This window comes from Deinococcus ficus (genome assembly GCF_003444775.1).
In the GTDB taxonomy this organism is placed as follows: domain Bacteria; phylum Deinococcota; class Deinococci; order Deinococcales; family Deinococcaceae; genus Deinococcus; species Deinococcus ficus.
This window is the reverse complement of sequence record NZ_CP021082.1, coordinates 163,202-179,449: the sequence shown is the minus strand read 5'-3', so window position 1 is coordinate 179,449 and position 16,248 is coordinate 163,202. Positions and strand designations below refer to the sequence as shown.

Here is a 16,248-nt window from a genome sequence, read left to right as displayed (position 1 = left end):
GGGCCCCCGGACTCGGAAGTCAGGATGGGCTTCCACTCAGCTGGCGCTGCCTGGCCGGAGGGGAAGAGACACCCGGGCCGGGAACCGACTCAGGGCAGGACCGCCACGACGGGCACGTCCACGCGCCGGGGCGTGCCTTCCCGGCGGAGCGTCACCGCCAGCACCTCGCCGGGCGCGCCGCTCAGAGCGTTCACCGCCTCCCCGAGATCACTTCCCTCCAGACACTGGTCACCGACGGCCACGACCTCATCGCCGGGGCTCACCTGCGCCCGCGTCGTGGGATGGGCCGAGTCCGCGACGCGGGCCACGACCCACCCCGCACCCCCAGAACGCAGGCACAGTCCCGCGCTCTGGGGGTCCTGCCTCCCCTCCACCACGCGCGGCTGAACGTGCAGACGCTGCCGGCCGTAGTCCATGGTGAACCGCAGGTGCCGCAGCACGTTCCCGGCCAGCGCCCCGACCACCGGCGCCGTCATCTGCGCGGACATGTACCTCTCGAACACGCCCGCCGGCCGGGTAACGAACCCGGCATTCCTCAGCCTCACGTCCCCGAGACGCGCTTCAGGCACCCGAACCATGCTCAGAAAAGCCTCGTCCCCGCCGCCCAGCATCTGCGCGCACCCGTACGCACCCCGGGTGACCGGCCAGTCGGGCCGCGCCGCCTGCCAGCGTTCCAGCACCGCACTGGAGATCATGCTGTAGGACGCCCCCGTGTCCAGCAGGAACCCCAGGCGCTCCCCGGCGATTTCGAGTTCGACACGCACAAACGCCGACTGCGGATGCACCGGGGCCTCGACGACGGCGCCCGCGTCAGCCGCGGCCCCCGGAGTGTCGAGATGCACCTCGCGCCCAGGGTAGTCGAAGGTCACCGTGAACTGACGAAAAAACCGCGCGGGCAGGAAGGCCGGTGCCTGAAAGGCGGCCGGCCCCACGCTGGGCCGGTCGATCATCAGGGTGGGGACGCCGTGGAGTGGGAGCGCCAGATCACCCGCATACACGGCCGGACTGGCTACGGGCGTCAGCTGGCTGCCCTCTTCCATGAAGGACTCACCGGCCCGCTCGAGGCGCAGCGCGCGGACCAGGGGCTCCGCGAGAATCACCGCCCCCCCGCCTGTGTCCAGCCACGTCCAGGCGAGCACGGACTGGTCCTGCCGACTGTACCGAAGCTCGACAAATGGCCGGTTGTGAACAATCAGGAGGGGAAGGGCGGGCGCGGCCATGGCTCAGCATACGAATGGCCGGCTGGCGGAGCCGCCCAGGTTGGGGGACTCTGCCGGATGAGCTCCGCCACAGGATGTGTGGGGGCCTTCATCCTGCGCACGTGTGGTCAGCCGGATCACCCGTGGCGGAGGGACCTCACATCCCACAGCAAGGGGTCCGGACGTGCTCGGAGTATGGACGTCAGCCCGCGGTTCAGGCCGTGTCCAGGCTGGTCAGGAAGTCCATGAGAAGGGCGGTGAAGGCTTCCGGTTCCTCAAAACTGGGCAGGTGCGCGGTGCCCTCCATCTCCCTGAAGTGGGCGCGGGGCAGCTGCTCCGCCATGCTCAGGCAGCGCTGGGCCACATGAGGGAAATCCAGGCTCCCGCAGATCAGCAGGGTGGGCGCCTGAATCTCCGGCAGGCGAGGCCAGGCAGGCCCCGCAGTCACTTCATCCCCCATGGACCCGGCACGCAGCGCGGCGCCGTTCATGTCCAGGAACAGCTCGCGCCGGGCGCCGCGCACCCGCTCAGCCGGGGCCAGGACCCCGTCCAGCCACACCCGCGCCTCAAGTTCGTTCAGGCGCGTCAGGTCTCCCGCCGTTTCGGCCGCGTCGAGTTCCTCCAACAGTGCTTCGACCGGTGGGAGGAAGGTACTGGGGCCCGGCGCCCCGCCGACCGCGGGGGCGATCAGCACCAGCGCCCTGACCCTCGCCGGGTGAGCGAGGGCGAAGTCCACCGCGATTCTGGCCCCCTGCGAGCAGCCGACGAGGGTCGCCCGATCGATGCCGGCGGTGTCGAGCACGGCGAGCAGGTCATCGACGTGGGAATACGCTTCCGGGGTGGCCTGCGCGCTCCCGAAGCCCCGGCGGTCGTAAGCGACGACGTGGTACTCGCCTGCAAGGCGCGGGATGACCTCCGCCCACATCCGGTGATCGGCGACCCCGGCGTGCAGGAAAATCACCGTCTCCCCATGCCCCGCGCTGATTCCAGTCAACGTCGCCTTGCCGCTCCTGACCTGCAGTTCTGTCATGAAATTCTCCTCTTGAGATCACGGCGGTTGTCGCCGGAACGTCTCTCGCGAACACCCCCGGTCCCGCCACCGGAGGGCGGGCGGGATGACCTGAGGCGCGGTCAGCAGCCAGGCTGGGAACGCGCGGCCGTGCGTCCATCCGAACCAGCCACGCTCCCAGCGCGATCTACCCCAATGGGGACAGCACGAACCGCGCGACGACCTCGTCGTCTTCCTGTTCACCGGTCTCCTGGAAGCCCAGGCCGCGGTACAGGTGGGCGGCGACCGCGTTCGTCGGGTGGTAGGACAGGGCGAAGCGGGTGTGGCCATGCTCGTGGTGCAGGTAGGCCAGCGCGGCGCGCATGGCCGCCTTGCCGTACCCGCGTCCCTGCACACCCTGGTCGATCATGACGCCGCCCAGCCAGCAGAACCCGTCGGCGGGATCCACCGCCCACATCAGGAAGCCCACCACCCCATCCCCGGTCAGGACCGCCAGCGGCGCCCAGCCCACCGGGCTGTAGTGACACAGCGCCAGGTTGAAGACGGGCGCGTTCACGTACTCCGTCTGATCCGGGTGCACCGTCAGCGCGGCGACGGCGCGCCAGTTCTGCGCCGTGACCGGAGCAACGAAAAGAGGAGAGGTGGTGTGTTCGGGGAGTTGGGTCATGCTGCTCCTGGTCACAGTACTGCGGCGGGATGGAAGAAATGGCGGCGTTCAGGGCAGCGGGGCAAGCTTCAGATTGACGTCGGTCATGACCCCGTACTGGGGCTCCTTGCGGAACATCAGGATGGTGGAGGGCGCGAAGGTGTCCTCGTCCTGGCGCATCACCAGCATGTTCCGCGGCGCGCCTCCTTCCGGCACGTGCCGGGCCGTGACCTTGTACCGGCCGATCGGCACGTCCGCGATGGTGTTGCCGTCCACGAAGCGCGTCAGGGTCTCGCCGGTACTGCCGTCGAGCAGCGGGCCGTCCGGGGTGAGGGTCAATTCCACGTCCCTGTTCTTGAAATCGCCCGCGCTGTAATTCCCGTACACCCACACGGTGCCGCCGTAGTAGTGGCCGTCGGGCCGCTCGCCCGAGGTTTTGAGCGTGAAATTGCGGAATGCGCCTGTGTCGGCCGTGAAGGCCGTTTCGTCGTTCACTTCCAGGCTGAGCTCGTACGTCTCGCCGTGGTAGCTGCGCTGGAAGCGCCCACCGGCGCGCCAGGTGCCCAGCACGTCACGCGGCAGTTCGAGGCGGTACCGCCCCTGTGCGTCCGTGACGCCGAGCACGTTCATGTTGTAGTACAGGGTGTTGTCCGCCCATACCTCGACGCCTGCCAGAGGCTGACCCTGCGCGTTTTTCACCACGCCCTGCATGACGTAGGGCGCGGGAGCGTCGGGATTCGTGGGCGCAGGCGTGCCTGGGGTGGCGGGGGGCGGAGTGGTTCCTCCGCCGCCGCTGGGTGGTGTGGTCCCGCCGCACGCGGCGAGCAGGGCAGTGAGGAGGAGAACGGTGAAGGTCCGGGTGGCGTGTACGGTCATGGTGGGCTCCTTGTCGTCCCGCCCGAGGCGGGCGTGACCGCACGTTAGGAAAGGCAGGATGGTTGAGGTATGACATGCTGGCGGTCGGGGCGCCCCTGGTGACCGGCCACGCCACGGCCAATGAGGGCACCTGCCCCCCGGAGTTGCCGAATGGGCCCCGACCGACCGCCTGATCGGGTGGCCGTGCCCTTCACAGCGCCAGCACACCCGGTGAACGGCCGCAGCACTCCTCGCTTTCCTCGTCATTGCGGAGCTTCATCCGCACCACCGCACGGCTGCGCGTTCGGCGGCGTGCACCGTGTGACGCGACCGCCGCCAGGTGGCGCAGAAGGCGCAACACCCACCAGCCATCCTGCGCTCTCTAGCGTGCCACCCATGCCATTTGCACCCTCGTCCACCCACAAGCGTCCCGCACTGCTGCTCGCCTGCCTCACCGCCAGTCTCCTCACCGCCTGCGGGCAGGGCGGCCCCCCGGCCGGCGCGCCCATCACCCGGCTGGAGGTGGATGCCCCCGTCAACCTCCTGACCTGGGAAGCGCAGACCGTGCAGTTCGGCGCCTCGGCCTACGACTCGGGTGGCGCGCGCGTGAGCACCCCGGTCACGTGGACGTCGAGTGCGCCGGACGTCGTGAGCGTCCGCGCGGACGGCACGGTGGTCGCGGGCGCCGCGATCGGCACGGCTGTCATTACCGCTGAAGCCGGCGGGGTGCGTTCGGCCCCGGTCACGGTGACCACCGCGCGCCTGCAGCAGGGCGCCAGCCTGGTGCGGGACGAGGCGATCGTCGCCGCCCCGGCACGGAACGCCGAGCCTGGCGACGGCGCCCTCGGCGTGCGCTTTCACGTCACCCTGCGTGGCGTCACCGTCACGCCAGGCCAGGTGCTGATCGCCACAGGTGACCTGCCGTTCGCGGGCCGGGTCGTGAGCGCGGAGCAGACGGCCGCCGGCACGCTCGTCACGCTGGAAACCGTCGCGATGACCGACGCCTACCGCGACCTGCAGGTGCGCCACCAGGAGCATCTCGACGCTTCCGGCCTGGTGCCGCTGACCGGCCCCGGCGCGCCTGTGCGGGTGCAGCGTCACCCGGACGGGCGCGTCACCCTTACCTACCGCGTTGCCGCCACGCCGTCCCTCCGGGCGCAGTCCACCCCGGCCCCCGCGCCCGCGGACGACGTCCTGCCCGGCCCGTTCGTCAAGAAGGACTTCAACGTCGGACCGTTCGCGTGCAGCAGCACCCTCGACACGTTGATTTCCGGTGAATTGATCAGCATCAAGCTCGACACGAAACTCGACGTGGATCTCGTCTCGACCATCTCGGACGGGCACCTCACGGCGTTCGGTGCGCAACTTGGCGGTGAGATCGTCGGGACCCTCGCGGGCGGCCTCGACGTGGACCTCGGCGTCCAGGGCGAACTGAAGTGCCGCGCGACGCTCGCACGTCTGCCCATCCCCGTGACCGGGCCGGTCTCGGCGTTCTTCTCCCCCACCGTGCCGGTCGGCCTGGGCATGCAGCTCGACGGGAAACTCAAGCTTGGCAAGGTCCAGGTCGGTCTCGAGGGCAAGCTCGGCGCGAAGATCAACGCGGGCTTCACGCTCGACGTGCCGACCGGCGAACTCAAGCCCACCTTCAAGCTCGAGCCGGTGAACACGCTCGTGCCGAACGTGAAGGTGCTCGGCGCGGCCGACGCGGCGCGCCTCGAAGGCGGCCTCGGCCTGCACGCGACCGCCGGCCTGGACTTCACGACCATGCCCTGGCTGGGTGCGGCCGCGCCGAGCTTCGGCGCGCTCGACCTCACCGTCGGCCCGCGGCTGGAAGGCAGCGTCGCGCCCATCGCGACGCAGGCCCGCGTGAGCGACTACTCGTCGAGCTTCGCGCTCAAACTGCTCGGCACGCTCGGCCCGGGTGATCAGCTTCAGGAGCTCCTGGCGGTCGCCGGAACGCGCAACCAGGTGAAACTCGGGAACTTCAGCGGCAGTTACGACGTGATGATCGGCCGCTCCCCGAACGGCACCCTGGGCGGTGACGGGGCCGTGAAGGCCGGGGAAACCGGGGCGGTCACGGTCGACCTGAACCTCGCGAACCTGTCCATCCTTCCGGGCGCCTACAACGTCGACGAGGTGCAGCTCTACCGCGAACGTGACGGCCAGCTCGTCCTCCTCGACCGCAGGAGCGCGCAGGGCACGCAGGCCCACTTCGACTTCACGTGGACGCCGGACGCCGCCGACGCCGGCACCGCGGTGGTGCTGCGCGCCTTCGTCACGACCCGCGCAGGCGGCAGCATTCCGCTGGAAATCGACGACGACGCCAAACTCAGCGTGAACGTCACGGCGCCGACCCCCCCGGAGCCCCCGGTCAACCAGACCGGCACCTGGACCGGCACCGTCACGTACGCCTGGTCGCGCACCAAGTCGTACACCGACACGTACGACAACCGCAAGACCGACCTTCAGGATCAGGGATCGCTGACCTGCACGTTCAGTGACGGGCAGCTGTCCGGGTCCAACGCGTACCGGGGCAAGCAGACCTGGACGCTCACGTCCTCGGCGCACGCGGTTGTCCAGCATGGCTGGTACCGCACCGTCACCGACAGCTCGGGCTCCTGGACCGCCACGAACGAAACGCTTGCGTATGGCGACGGCCTGCCGACGGTCGAGCGCAGCGGTGAGCGCACCGGCGGCGTGAACACGGTCACGCGGCAGTACGAGGGTGAGACCCTCGTGTCGGAGGTGGCCTCCGACAACTCCTTCTACCTGCACCTTCGCGCGGACTGCGGCGTGCAGGCGGAGCTCGACACGGATCCGGACCCGAACCGCGTCGTGTACTCGGCCCCGATCAAGACCTGGTACTCCGACGAGTATTCCGACGCGACCGAGACAGTCAGCGTGAACCTTGTGCGACGGTAAGGCGCGCGCGTACCACCGTGCGCGTCGCACCGGGTGGGAACGAATGCCTGGTCCCACCCGTACCTCAGACAGGTCCCCCTCCTACTCCTCACGCACACCCAGAGGTCCCCATGAATGTCCGTCTCCCCTCCCCCCGCTCCCAGAGGCTGCGTCCCTCCCCCCTGCTGGTGCTGGGCGTGTTCGTCGTCCTGGGCCTGTTCGTCGTCCTCCTCCGGCTCGGCAGCCTGACGGACCTCGGGTTCGTGCTGGGCCTTACCGGTCTCGTCGTGGGTGGGGGCGCGTGGGCGGCACGCTCGACGTCCCCCGTCCGCTACGGCCCCACCTACTCGGGCATCGGCATGTGGAGCACGTCGACGGTTGAGGTCAGCTCCGGCGGTGGGGACACGGGCGCGTGCGACGCTGGCGGCGACTGCTCCTAGGCCACGGACGTCGCGATGCCCGGCAGGGAAACGGATGAACTGTACCGGAAGCCTTGCGGATGCTGTACAGGACGGCGTTTCCTGCGAACACCCTGAACTGTGGTGTATGTCCTGGGCGCCTGGTGCATAGCGCGCTATTCTTTTCCCATCAAGCCGCCAAGTGCGGCTATTTCCTTTTCGTCCGGCGCACGTGATCGGAGGAACTCCAGCAGATCAGGAGGGATGGGGGCAATCTCCTTTGGACCGTCAGGCGGGCCAGAAGGTGATCCTGACTGTCCCCCGGTCCTGAGGTCCCCGCGTCAGCAGCAGGCCCGTACCGACGATGATCGCCGCCCCGGGCAGCAGGAGCCAGGCCCACAGACCCGGCTTCACGCCGGGCTCGAGGACGGCGCGCGCGCCATCCGGGGAGTGGTACACCCGAACCGAGCTGCCCGCCGGGTAGTGCCCGCTCTGCTGCTGCGCCCAGGCCTCACTGGAGGACCACGCCTCCATGAGTGAGAGCGACCCACCCTCATGGCTCTGGCCACCGGCTTCGTAGCGGTACGTGACGCGCGGCGTGAAGAGCCAGCCCTCGAACTCCCCCTGGTCGCCGAGTGAGGCGCGCCGCTCGACGGTGGACGTCAGTACCGTGCCCGTCACTGCCGGCCAGCAGCTGGAGGCGGCCACCTCCCGGAGGCCCTGGACGAGCGCCACGAGGATGACGAGGCCGATGAGCAGCAGCCCCAGGCCGACCACGATCCGCTTGTTGACCATTATTTGCATCTGCACCCTCTCCATGCGCTGCACCGTACGTGAACGTGGATGATTCGAGGATGGTTTCACTCGTGAGGGTAAGCCCCGGCACCTCGCCTCACTTCCGCAGCACTGCCGCTCCTGGTTCAAGGTGCTCCTGGCTGGACGGCCGCAGCATACGAGACACGAGAAGTTGTGAGCTGCGTCGGACGGCCTCCGCAACCCACCAGGGTCAGGCCCGGACGCTCAGTCCAGGTATGAGGGAGAAGCCCTGGGGATGCGCCCAGCGCGCCCTGGCTTTCCCGACGGCCCGGCTGGAGTGGCGGCTCAATAACGCGGAATGGCCGGCAAGATGAAGGGACATTCATCTGTTTGGAGAGGGACCCACAGTACGGCAGAGGCTGGCCTGAGTCGCCTGTCATCGCCTGAGGGCAGGCAACGTCCAGAGTACATGGAACAGGCGAACACGACAGGCACCGAGACCTGTAATTCCCCCAAGGAGGCATCACCATGACGAACAGCGACAGAAACCACACCAGCAGCAAGGGGGACGGCAGAACGCAGGTCAGCACCCGCCGCCGAGGATTCGCCGGCATGGACCCTGAACGCCAGCGTCAGATCGCCAGCATGGGCGGACGTGCCGCGCACGAGAGCGGCAACGCCCACGAGTTCACGTCTGAGGAAGCCCGCGAGGCCGGCCGCAAGGGCGGCGAGGCCGTCAGCCGCAACCGTGAGCACATGGCCGCCATCGGCCGCCGTGGGGGCGAAGCCTCCCGCAGTGGTGAGAACGGCAGTCGGCGTGAGGGTGCGGGCCGGTCACAGGCCGCAGCAGGCGGGCAGAACCGCGGAACCGATTGAGGTGAGGTTCCGCTGACTGGTCAAGAGTCAGCAGGAAGGGCGCCTTGAACGGGCGCCTTCATTTGTTGCATCCCGAGGACGCTCCCCGGACGCGAATGCCCTCGAACCGGCGCGGAGCGCGGTCCAAGCATCCGGTGACCCGTGAAGTCGCGCGTTTTACTCCGCCCACCCCGCCGATTGACCAGACGGCTGCGTCCTTGGGCAGAAGCGCGAACCGGGTGTGAAGGTGTCCGCCGCCCACGCGCAGGAGGTCGCGTTCGGGGGGCCCGAGGTGGACAGTCGGGCCTCCAGATGGGTACCGGGCGAATGGGGGCGTCACCACCCGCTTCCCCGTGTTCTGTGAATCACGTGGTCGGATGGTCTGGGTGGAGGCAAGGCCGCCAGCGACGGCCCATCACTTGCACCTCATTCTGCACGGGACCGGTGGGTGGGCTTTACAGGTGGAGGATGACGATTTCTTCCGGCGGCCAAGGACATGGCAGAAGATGCAGACCTCCACTGCTGCCTACTGAGGAGGTCGCACCTGGAAGGCGATTTCTCTGAAGCCGATGCGGCTCCCGGGAGGAAGAGAAGTGGCCTGCCAGGCGCGGCATGAGCAAGGCGCGCTGTCAGGACCTGCTGGCCGAGATGTGCTAGGTCAGGAAGTCCGACGGAGACCATCGTGGGGGCCAGCCGGGACCAGAGGGTGTGCCTGCACACGGGTTACCCATCGAGAGCACAGGTCACCCTCAGTGACTGTGTTTCCGATCCTGAGTTCCGCCCAATCTGCTCTGGTCCTCTTTGGCAGGCAGGACATAGAAGTCGATGGGTTTGAAGGTGCCGTTGTTGCTGCCCTCGGCGGAGCAGGCGGTCAGCCCCACGATCAGGTCCATCTCGGCGCGCAGTTCCAGCCGCTGCCCGGGCCTGGAGACGGGCGGGCCGATGTGCAGACGGCCGCTCGCGTCGACCAGCACGTTCATGAAGATGTTCAGCGTGGTCGGAATCTGGTCCGGCTGGATGCCGAAAGGCGCGAAGGCCGCCACCAGGTTCCCGAAGCAGCTGGGGTGACCCTCGGCCGTTCCGGGCGGGTAGAGCAGCTCGAACGTTTCCGGGGAGCAGGGCGTGAGCAGGAAGTCGTGGCGGCCCACGTCGTCCCGCAGCAGCGTGAACATCACCCTGGAGCGGTTCGAGTACAGCTTGTGTCCGCTGGTCAGGTAGATCGTCTCGTTGTAGTCGAAGGTGCGCCCGGACGACAGCCACTCCGCAGGCTCGTCCGCCGCGAAGGCCATCAGGTCCGCGACCTGCTCCCCCATGGGGTCAATGACGACCAGGGTCTCACCGCGAGAAAGGCGAAAGCCTGTGCCGGACTGCGGTGCGATGCGGGCGGGACGCTGCTCGGTGGGGCGGAGATCGGGGATTTGGGTCATCAGGTCAAGGTCCTTTGGTGTCATGGCCGAACGGGCAGCGGCCCCCTGCGGGCGCGCTGGGAAAGGGGGCCACCCAGCCAGGTTCGACGGCCCGGCCGGAATACTGCCGGGCTTCGGGCGCTTCACCGTGGTTGGCGAGGTTGGGGTTGAGACTGCCCTGCAGTGTCAGGTCCCGCGTGCGGATGGTGCTCTGCATACGGTCGAAGCGGCCGGTGTCCCGCAGCGACTGGAACTGCCGGTGGGCATTGAAGATCAGCGCCGGCACGGGAAAGCGGCGGGCGAGCCGGCTGCTGTGCGGATGCACGCCGACCACAAAAAAAGCCCGGCCGGCGAACGAAAAACCGAAGCGGGGATCGGTGGGGTCCGGAGATACCTCCGGGCTATAGGGAGCGGTGTCGAGGAGGTGCAGGGCGCGGAGCTGCGCCCAGAGCAGGCGTTCGAATTCCTGTTCGCTCATGGCCTCGTCCGTGTCGAATGTGGCCATCATGGTGGAGAACCCGCTGTCCATGGCGTCCTGATCCCGCGTGAAGCGCTCCAGGTCATGGGCCAGCCCGAGCGTGGCTTCCAGACTGCCGAGACCGGCGTACACGCCCAGCGCGTAGGCACTGGTGTTCACCGACGCTTTGGCCGCCACGCACGGAAACGTCGTGGCTTGAATGGTTTCACGCAGGGCCTGGTGAACCACCTCGGCCCGGGCGGTCACCGACCCGCGAACAGCCCGGAGCGCACCGGAGTCCACCAGGTGGTACTCGCCGGGCACGGTCGGCGGAAGGTGGGTGGGGTGATGGGTGGAGGAAATCGTCATGGGCAGCGCTCCTGAGGCGAGGCTGGACCCGTCGGAGGGTGGCCTCGCTGCGGGTCTCACCTTAAGGAGCGTGTTCCGGGCCGCCGTGTGGGCAGCGTTGGTCCGCTTTTGGAAAGAGCGAACGCTACCTTGAGAAAGTGGGCCAGACCGAACTTGAATTGTGCGCCCCGACGCTGTCCCCGTGGTGCGTTACGCACCTGATGCCCCGCCTGCGGGTCGAAGGCACGGCGGTCTCAGTGCTCTGTCGCCAGCGGGCCAGAGCCATGAACGTCGACCGGCGGGGGGCCGAACCGCGTGAGGAGCATCGACCGAGGGGATACCCCTGAAATTTGCTGCGCCAGATGCTCAGAATGTCCGCCCGGCTGAACTGTGGTGCATGTCCTGGGCACCTGGTGCATATGGCGGTATGCTGTTTCCCATCAAGCCGCCGAGTGCGGCTTTTTGCTTTTCCCATCAGCCTGGACGTGCCAGTGGGCGTTCCCAGGCAGCCGAGGTTCACGTTGTCCGTGCTGCTCGATGTGGTGAGCCCCCAGCTTGCGACAGGGATGCCTGGTGAACGTCCCCGCGGCCGGCCAGGATCCACCCTGACCGGGAGGCGTCTCCTGAGCGAACGCTCCCCCTGGACGGCTTCAGTGACTCAGAAGCGGTCGATGACGCTGACACCGGTCCCCACGAACCGGTCCATGGACACCAGCGCTTCGATGCCGGAGTCCAGCGTGAGCCGCTGGCCGATCAGGGCTTCCGGGTGAAGAAGCCCCGCCTCGATCATGCCCAGCATGTCCGGGTACGTGTGGGCCGCCATGCCGTGGCTGCCGTACACCTCCAGTTCCTTCGCGATCACCGCGTCCATCGGCAGGGGCGCCCGGCTGTCGTCACCCAGCAGCAACCCCACCTGCACGTGCCGGCCCCGCCGGCGCAGGCCGGCCACGGAGTTGAAGGCCGTCTGCGGGTGCCCCAGGGCGTCCAGGGACACGTGCGCTCCGCCGCCGGTGTGGTCGCGGATGGCCTGGACGGTGTCCGCGACGGACCGGCTGTTCACCGTGACTTCCGCGCCCAGTTCCCGGGCCCGCGCCAGCTTCGCGTCGTCGATGTCCACCGCGATGACCCGGGCGCCAGTGGCCCGGCCGATCATGACGGCGGACAGGCCGACGCCGCCGCAGCCGTGCACGGCGAGCCACTCGCCACCCCGCACGCGGCCCTGCTGCACCACCGCCCGGAAGGACGTCGCGAACCGGCACCCGAGGCTGGCGGCCGTCACGAACGACATGCTGTCCGGGAGCCGCACGAGGTTGTGGTCCGCGTAGTGAATCCCGACGTACTGCGCGAACGAGCCCCAGTGCGTGAACCCCGGCTGGAACTGCGCCTCGCAGACCTGCTGGTGCCCGGCCTGACACTCGGCGCAGTGACCGCAACCGGCGACGAAAGGAAGCGTCACGCGGTCCCCGGGGCGCCAGCGGCGCACGTCCGCCCCGACCGCCACGACGGTGCCGGCAATTTCATGTCCGGGGACGTGCGGGAGGCGGATGTCCGGGTCGTGTCCCATCCAGCCGTGCCAGTCGCTGCGGCACACCCCCGTGGCGCCGACCTCCAGGACGACCCCGTCACGCACCGGCGTGGGATCCGGGACGGCCCTGAGTTCCGGCCGCTCACCGAACTGGTCATAGACGACTGCGCGCATACGTCCCACGCTAACAACCCCACGCGGGGCCGTCCGGCCGCGTATAGACCGCCGGGAACCCCAGCCTCTCACCGGGTAGTCAGGCGCGGTCCGGCGTCCCAGGCGCATTACCCTGTGCGCATGCCCCTGCTCGAGACCGTGCGCGCCCTGTCCCCGTACCTGGAGTCCTGGCTGGAGTTTCAGCGCGACCTGGCCCGCGTGCCGGGGGTGCAGGTGGCCGTCCGGGTGGACGGTGAACTGGCCGCGTCGTTTGCCCTCGGCGTCGCCAGCGAGGCCACCGGAGAGCGGCTCACGCCGCGGCACCTGTTCCGGATCGCCTCGCATTCCAAGACCTTCACGGCCACCGCGGTCTTCCAGCTGGTGGAGGCGGGCGCGCTGCGCCTCGACGACGTGGCGGGCCAATGGCTGCCGGAACTGAAGGACTCGCCCGCGGCCGGCATGACAGTGCGGGCCCTGCTCGGACACCAGGCGGGCATCAACCGCGACGGCGCGGACAGTGACTACTGGCAGCAGCTGCACGACTTCCCCGGACGGGACGCCCTGATCGACCTGTGCCGCGCCGAGGCCGTGTACGCCCCCGATCAGTTCTTCAAGTACTCGAACATGGGGTACTCGCTGCTGGGCCTGATCATCGAGGCGGCCAGCGGCCAGTCGTACGCGGACTACGTGGCGGCCCACATCACCGCCCCGCTCGGCCTGCGTGACCTGGGGGCGGAACTGCCGCCCGAGCGCGAACCGGAACTGGCGGCCGGGCACAGCGCCCGGCTGGCCGGCCAGGACGCCCGGCGGGTGCTGCCCTCCTCGGATACGAGGGCGATGGCGGCCGCCACCGGGTTCTACGGAACGGCCGAGGACGTGACCGCCTACCTGGCGGCGCACGTCCCAGGCCGCCCGGAACTGCTGACGGACGCGTCCCGCCGCCTGATGCAGCGCAGGGAATCGGAGATCCACCGGCCGGTGCAGCGCTGGTACGGGCTCGGGTTCATGCTGGAGAAGATCGGGGACCGCATGGTCGTCGGTCACTCCGGCGGCTTCCCCGGTCACATCACGCAGTCGTGGCTGGACCCGCAGTCAGGCCTGAGCGTGTCCGTGCTGACGAACTGCCTGGGCGGCCCGGCGACCGAATGGGCGGCGAACCTCATCAAACTGATCGACCTGGCCATGAAGCCGCAGGCGGACGTGCCCGGCCGCCCGGCTGCTCCCCTGGCGCCCTTCACCGGCCGCTTCGCCACCGACTGGGGCGTCTTCGACATCGTCGATCTGAACGGCCGACTGGTGTCCCTGACCCCGCTGGGCGATCCCGCGCTGAGCGCCACGGAGCTGACGGTCGTCGACGCGCAGACCCTGCGGCCCGCGCCGGAAGCGGGCTTCGGCGCGGTCGGCGAACCCCTGCAGTTCCAGCGCACGGCCGGTCACGGCATCGAGTGGGTGCGGGTGGGCGGTGGGCGGGCGTGGCCCATCGCGGCGTACCGGGAGCGGGTGGGCCTTCCCGCCCTGGAATGAGCCGGGAGGAGCTGCGGCACGGGACGTCGTGGTCTGTCCTTGGGGGTCGATGACCAGGGGGGCGCTGGAGGCTTTCCGGGTGACCCCCTGAACCGGGCTGGACCGTGATCTGCAGCACCTCCGGACCACAGGTGGCCGGACGAGGAGGTGAGGTTCCGCACGCCCTGAGGTCATCGCCAGCAGAACGCGGGGACCCACTTGGGAGTCCCCGCGTTCTGCTGTTCAGCGACGGTCAGAAGGTCATGAACCGGGCGAGGAGGGTGTTGGCGTCGGCCTGGGCAATGTCATTGATCTCAAAGCCCGCGATGATCACCTTGGACGACCCGCTCGCGCCGGTCAGGGTCTTGCCGGTCGCGATCACCTGGTCTCCCTCCTTGAACAGGGTCTGGGTTCCGGCCGCGGGCGTCACGTAGCTGCGGAACGACCGGGCCGCCACCGGCACGTTCAGGCCCTGGGTCACGGTGTCCGCCTCGCCGGCGAGGACGTACGCGGGCATCATGATCGTCTCCCCCGACGCCGTCTGCGCCAGGCCGGCGCGCGTCACCAGGAACGGCCGGTACCGTTCGTCGGGCACCTGCAGCTGGTTGCGGCCCCCCACCGAGTTGCGCAGAACGGCCGAGGACAGCACGATCAGTTTCCGGCCGGGCGCGTCCACGAAGGTGCTCATGCTCGCGAGGTCATCGTTCGTCATGGCCGTCGCGAAGCTGCTGCCCGAGTAGTACACGATACCGCTGTACCGGCTGAGCTGGGCGGCGCTGGGCCCGTCGGGAATGTCGGGTTCGTAACCGCCCGTACCGGTAGGCACGACGAACACGTCGTAGGGCCGGCCCGCGGCGGTCATCGCCGCCCGCACGATCTTGTCGGCAGCCGAGTCGGGAAGGTACGCCGGGTTGGCGTGGTTGCTGTTGTTGCTGCTGTCGTCGTCATCCACCACCGCCCACCGCTCGACGTTCACGGTGACCTGCACGGTCTTCTCGACCGTTCCGTTCCGTCCACGCACCGTCAGGGTGTGGGGGCCGACGGCCACCTCCGCGCCGACGTTCAGCATGAGGGTCGTGCCCGACGCCCCGCCGAACGTGCCCTGAATGCGGTCCGGGCCGCTGCCCACACTCGCACCTTCCAGCGACAGGACCACCGTGCCCTCGGGGTTGGCTGGCCGCTCGACGGTGATCTGCGCGGAGCCGCTCCGCCCGGCCAGCACGGTGAGCGCGAGGGGCTGGGCGCTCAGGGTGAAGTCGGCGTCGCCCGGGGCGGGCGTCGTGACCGTGCGTTCCACGCCGCTGCTCGCTCCGGCCGTGTTGGAGGCCTTGAGACGGTACGTGTAGGCGGTGCTGGCCGTCAGGGTCGTGTCCGAGTACGTCAGGGTGTTGGTGGGCAGGTTCGCGGCGACCGCGGCGTACGCGCCGGTGTTCGTCTTGCGCTCCAGGGTGAAATTGGTGGCGTCCGGGACGGCACTCCAGTTCAGCTGGGCGGAGGTGCTGCCCGTGGCGGTCACGGTAAATGTCGTGGGGTTGCCGGGCACCGTGACGGGGGCCGGGCCGCCACCTCCGCAACTGGCGAGGGTGGCGGTGAGGAGCATCAAGCCCAGGGACAGCGTCGGCTTCTTCGTCGTGTTCATTCTCGTTCCTCCTTGTTTTCGCTGTCACCGTAGGCAAGGGGGGATGGCGCGAGGATGGCACCCGACCTGTCCTGTTGGGAAGGCGTCGCCGGCGCCGTCAGGACCGACCCGCTGAGGGGTGCGCGGGAGGACTCGCCCGCCCAACGGCGGTCACCCCGACGACGGCCGAACTGGCCCCTTTGAGTGAAAGGCCCGTGTCTGGATGTTCGGCTGGCGCGCTCAGGGCGGCCCTGGACCCTGTATGTGGAGCGGGCTGAGGTGTCCATCCCGGGCCTGTCATGCGGCGACCATCCTTATGGTTCTGACCTGCAGGGGGGGGCGCTCACCCTGGTTGCTTTTCTGCAGAATGCCGCTGCGAAGACTTTCGCGTGGAGGCCGGTGGGCGCGGGCCTCTATCGGCTCGCCGGGGGCGCAGCGCTGCACTCCTTCGGCTGCACTGACGGACCACACGGGTCGGGTGCGGTCGTCCTCATGCCCAGGGGCTGGAGGCCAGCGGATGTCGACTTCACCCCCGGGGCGCCCTGCCTGGCACCCGCTGGTGAGCGACGCCCGTCCCCACTGGCCGGGGTATGTCACAGGTCAGCCATCCACCTCTGAC

The 16,248-nt window shown here is 69.0% G+C and carries 13 protein-coding genes; 4 read left to right on the top strand and 9 right to left on the bottom strand.

Annotation, left to right across the window (positions count from 1 at the left end; all coding sequences use genetic code 11):
• Positions 1–89: 89 nt before the first annotated feature.
• The 4 genes from DFI_RS14410 to DFI_RS14395 form a co-directional block, all read right to left on the bottom strand.
• Positions 90–1,220 (bottom strand): retropepsin-like aspartic protease, encoded by a 1,131-nt coding sequence (locus DFI_RS14410; protein ID WP_027463666.1) that lies wholly within the window; start codon positions 1,218–1,220, stop codon positions 90–92.
• Between the two features lie 193 nt (positions 1,221–1,413).
• A complete protein-coding gene (locus DFI_RS14405; protein WP_027463665.1) occupies positions 1,414–2,229 on the bottom strand; it encodes an alpha/beta fold hydrolase in 816 nt (271 codons plus the stop codon).
• Between the two features lie 166 nt (positions 2,230–2,395).
• The gene (locus DFI_RS14400) at positions 2,396–2,875 is read right to left on the bottom strand and encodes a GNAT family N-acetyltransferase (protein ID WP_027463664.1); all 480 of its coding nucleotides are present in this window, start codon (positions 2,873–2,875) and stop codon (positions 2,396–2,398) included.
• A gap of 48 nt (positions 2,876–2,923) precedes the next feature.
• On the bottom strand, positions 2,924–3,730 hold the full coding sequence (locus DFI_RS14395; RefSeq protein ID WP_155864573.1) for a carboxypeptidase regulatory-like domain-containing protein: 807 nt from the start codon (positions 3,728–3,730) through the stop codon (positions 2,924–2,926).
• A gap of 375 nt (positions 3,731–4,105) precedes the next feature.
• Here DFI_RS14395 and DFI_RS14390 point away from each other — a divergent pair, with 375 nt between their 5' ends.
• Complete coding sequence (locus DFI_RS14390; RefSeq protein ID WP_043778879.1) at positions 4,106–6,631, top strand: Ig-like domain-containing protein; 2,526 nt, start codon at positions 4,106–4,108, stop codon at positions 6,629–6,631.
• Positions 6,632–6,741: 110 nt separating this feature from the next.
• A complete protein-coding gene (locus DFI_RS14385) occupies positions 6,742–7,050 on the top strand; it encodes a hypothetical protein (protein WP_027463663.1) in 309 nt (102 codons plus the stop codon).
• A gap of 246 nt (positions 7,051–7,296) precedes the next feature.
• Here DFI_RS14385 and DFI_RS14380 read toward each other — a convergent pair whose 3' ends face one another.
• Positions 7,297–7,812: a DUF3592 domain-containing protein gene (locus DFI_RS14380; protein WP_162145428.1), complete on the bottom strand. Its 516-nt coding sequence runs from the start codon at positions 7,810–7,812 to the stop codon at positions 7,297–7,299.
• A 480-nt stretch (positions 7,813–8,292) separates the two neighbouring features.
• Here DFI_RS14380 and DFI_RS14375 point away from each other — a divergent pair, with 480 nt between their 5' ends.
• Positions 8,293–8,640, top strand: coding sequence for a KGG domain-containing protein (locus tag DFI_RS14375; protein WP_043778875.1), 348 nt, complete (start codon positions 8,293–8,295; stop codon positions 8,638–8,640).
• Positions 8,641–9,368: 728 nt separating this feature from the next.
• Here the strand turns inward: DFI_RS14375 and DFI_RS14370 are convergent.
• From DFI_RS14370 to DFI_RS14360, 3 genes are all read right to left on the bottom strand, one after another.
• On the bottom strand, positions 9,369–10,046 hold the full coding sequence (locus DFI_RS14370; RefSeq protein ID WP_051308052.1) for a DUF1989 domain-containing protein: 678 nt from the start codon (positions 10,044–10,046) through the stop codon (positions 9,369–9,371).
• A gap of 4 nt (positions 10,047–10,050) precedes the next feature.
• Positions 10,051–10,851 (bottom strand): guanitoxin biosynthesis heme-dependent pre-guanitoxin N-hydroxylase GntA, encoded by an 801-nt coding sequence (gntA, locus tag DFI_RS14365; RefSeq protein WP_027463660.1) that lies wholly within the window; start codon positions 10,849–10,851, stop codon positions 10,051–10,053.
• 637 nt (positions 10,852–11,488) lie between these two features.
• Positions 11,489–12,529 (bottom strand): zinc-dependent alcohol dehydrogenase family protein, encoded by a 1,041-nt coding sequence (locus tag DFI_RS14360; protein WP_027463659.1) that lies wholly within the window; start codon positions 12,527–12,529, stop codon positions 11,489–11,491.
• Positions 12,530–12,649: 120 nt separating this feature from the next.
• On the opposite strand from DFI_RS14360, the gene DFI_RS14355 reads away from it, so the two are divergent.
• A complete protein-coding gene (locus DFI_RS14355; RefSeq protein WP_027463658.1) occupies positions 12,650–14,032 on the top strand; it encodes a serine hydrolase domain-containing protein in 1,383 nt (460 codons plus the stop codon).
• A gap of 232 nt (positions 14,033–14,264) precedes the next feature.
• On the opposite strand, the gene DFI_RS14350 is transcribed toward DFI_RS14355, so the two are convergent.
• Positions 14,265–15,650, bottom strand: a complete 1,386-nt coding sequence (locus tag DFI_RS14350; RefSeq protein ID WP_027463657.1) for a phage tail protein — start codon at positions 15,648–15,650, stop codon at positions 14,265–14,267.
• Positions 15,651–16,248 lie beyond the last annotated feature (598 nt).

Coding starts and splice junctions, on each gene's coding strand:
- DFI_RS14410 (WP_027463666.1), bottom strand. CDS start 1,220: ATGGCCGCGCCCGCCCTTCCCCTCCTGATTGTTCACAACCGGCCATTT.
- DFI_RS14405 (WP_027463665.1), bottom strand. CDS start 2,229: ATGACAGAACTGCAGGTCAGGAGCGGCAAGGCGACGTTGACTGGAATC.
- DFI_RS14400 (WP_027463664.1), bottom strand. CDS start 2,875: ATGACCCAACTCCCCGAACACACCACCTCTCCTCTTTTCGTTGCTCCG.
- DFI_RS14395 (WP_155864573.1), bottom strand. CDS start 3,730: ATGACCGTACACGCCACCCGGACCTTCACCGTTCTCCTCCTCACTGCC.
- DFI_RS14390 (WP_043778879.1), top strand. CDS start 4,106: ATGCCATTTGCACCCTCGTCCACCCACAAGCGTCCCGCACTGCTGCTC.
- DFI_RS14385 (WP_027463663.1), top strand. CDS start 6,742: ATGAATGTCCGTCTCCCCTCCCCCCGCTCCCAGAGGCTGCGTCCCTCC.
- DFI_RS14380 (WP_162145428.1), bottom strand. CDS start 7,812: ATGCAAATAATGGTCAACAAGCGGATCGTGGTCGGCCTGGGGCTGCTG.
- DFI_RS14375 (WP_043778875.1), top strand. CDS start 8,293: ATGACGAACAGCGACAGAAACCACACCAGCAGCAAGGGGGACGGCAGA.
- DFI_RS14370 (WP_051308052.1), bottom strand. CDS start 10,046: ATGACCCAAATCCCCGATCTCCGCCCCACCGAGCAGCGTCCCGCCCGC.
- gntA (WP_027463660.1), bottom strand. CDS start 10,851: ATGACGATTTCCTCCACCCATCACCCCACCCACCTTCCGCCGACCGTG.
- DFI_RS14360 (WP_027463659.1), bottom strand. CDS start 12,529: ATGCGCGCAGTCGTCTATGACCAGTTCGGTGAGCGGCCGGAACTCAGG.
- DFI_RS14355 (WP_027463658.1), top strand. CDS start 12,650: ATGCCCCTGCTCGAGACCGTGCGCGCCCTGTCCCCGTACCTGGAGTCC.
- DFI_RS14350 (WP_027463657.1), bottom strand. CDS start 15,650: ATGAACACGACGAAGAAGCCGACGCTGTCCCTGGGCTTGATGCTCCTC.